The 2,159-nt window shown below is 45.5% G+C and carries 1 protein-coding gene; it reads right to left on the bottom strand.

Annotated elements, in window-relative coordinates; translation table 11 throughout:
- Positions 1 to 112: 112 nt before the first annotated feature.
- Positions 113 to 1,585 (bottom strand): group II intron reverse transcriptase/maturase, encoded by a 1,473-nt coding sequence (ltrA, locus tag R7Z77_RS23880; protein WP_064376328.1) that lies wholly within the window; start codon positions 1,583 to 1,585, stop codon positions 113 to 115.
- Between the last annotated feature and the right edge of the window lie 574 nt (positions 1,586 to 2,159).

Here is a 2,159-nt window from a genome sequence, read left to right as displayed (position 1 = left end):
TGTCGAGTAGACGACACCTGTTACCAAGTGTCGCCCCTCTAAGAACCCAGCGTGCAACTTTCACCGCACTAGGCTCAAGCCTTCACGAAGGCACCAGTTGGTACCCAGCAACTTATAAAGCAGCGAGAGTAGGCTCACGCCAAGAGTTACGACATAACTTCTTTGATTTTCTCTTTGCCAAGTATTCTTGGTATTGAGGATCAAAAGGCGTTACAGCACTCCTGATTTTCACATGCCTCTCAATCGGCACCTTAGCTATTTGAAACAGATTGAACTGACAATCCATATCCATGATCTTCTGCCAACCGTGAAACTGCCATTGACCTTGACGGTTGATGAAGTATTTAAGGGCAATCCAAGTTCTAGACTTAGTCGGATGACGCCTTTTAGCCCAGTGCCATAACGCATGGAATAGCTTGTGACCTACATATCCGAATACCTGTTTAGCAACGCAGTGTCGATAGTAATTCGACCAACCCCTGAGTTTCGGATTTATCAACTTGATTAGATCGTTAACAGGGATGGTTGCGTGCTTCTTGATGAGTTCGCGCAAGTTACTCAAGAGCATCAATGTGTTGGATTTGCTCGGTTTAATGAGCAGTTTTCCTTTGTACTTCCGATGATTAAAACCTAGGAAGTCAAAACCACGGCTGATGTGGGTAATGTGCGTTTTCTCTTCGGAGAGTGTTAAGCCTCTTTCTGCTAAGAAATCAGCAATCAACGGTTTGATATCGTTCTCCAGCACTTCCTTTGAAGCACAGGTGACGACGAAATCGTCGGCGTATCCAATAAAGTTGGCTCTCGCACCCTTTTTTAGTGCGGTAGACTTTATGCGCTGTTCAAGCCCTGCAAGTGTCATTAACATCAAGGTCGGAGATATGACCCCGCCTTGTGGTGTTCCCTCGTCAGTGCGATAGAACAGTCCTTTGTCCATAAAACCAGACTTTAACCATTGTTCCAACATGCGTTTATCTACGGCAATGTTATTCATAAGCCATTGATGTCCGATTTTATCGAAACAGGCTTTGATGTCTCCCTCAAGCACCCATTGCGCGGATCTCTTTTGACTTAAACAGATGAAACACTGAGCAATTGCATCAGCAGTACTTCTATTGGGTCGAAAACCGTAGCTATTGGGATCGGCAAGTGTTTCTGATACTGGCTCCAGTGCAAGAAGATGAAGCGCTTGCTGTGCTCTATCAACCATGCACGGGATACCCAGCGGCCTGAGTTTACCGTTTTTCTTGGGGATGTAGATACGCTTGAGTGGTTTGGCTTGATAAGCTTTCCTGCTCAATTGATTGACTGCTTTCATGCGGCGCGTATCCGTATTCCAGATAGCGCCGTCTATTCCAGGCGTTTTACTGCCTTTATTTTGTGATACTCGCTTAACAGCAAGAAGTTTTGCTGAACGCGAGTGAGTCAATATCCACTGCAATGCTTTCGCTTTGCCGTGTTTACCTTCTCGTGTTGCCTTTGCAATACGCATCTGAAGCTTTAAAACATGGGATTCAACGGCTTTCCAATTGATGGATTGCCATTGAGCACTGTCAGGAGAGGCACTAATCTCTTTTGAAATCATCATTTGCGTTTCTCCTTGAATAAAGTTCTTCAAATTATCTTGCAATGGAAGACCAGTCGGAAGTCAGCCCACTTTCGTGATCAGATATGAATCTGTATCTGCATCGTTACAATGCAGCCTTCGCTTTTTCCAACATCCTCTACCTGCATCACTATCGGCCACAGAGGCTTTCCCAGAGGGAGTAATACAGGCTTACCGTGTTCCGTATGTTACGCAATGTCAGGGTAGATGCTCGCTATGGTGCGGAGAGTTCAATGATCACGAAAGAGCATGGGGCAATCTCTTTCCGACTCTCTTGCCTTTTGGCTACAGCGTATTAACCACTTCCGCTGTTTCAACGTATAACGCACCTTATGCGAATTCACGTATGTTCATCATGCTGACTACCTAGCACTCACCCAATTTTGTGGTTATCAGGAGGATCGTCCTCTCACGATTTAGATCCCGACTGGTACATGACCAGTCTTCGTTACATTGTCAGACTCGCTACTTTATTCAGAGTCCTAGGTTCATCTGGTGATACAGATGGTTCACACATTAAGCGGTGAACAGCGCTTCATACGACTTCACGTCGCAC

This window comes from Vibrio sp. 1401 (assembly GCF_033340295.1).
This window is presented reverse-complemented; position numbering and strand designations above follow the sequence as displayed.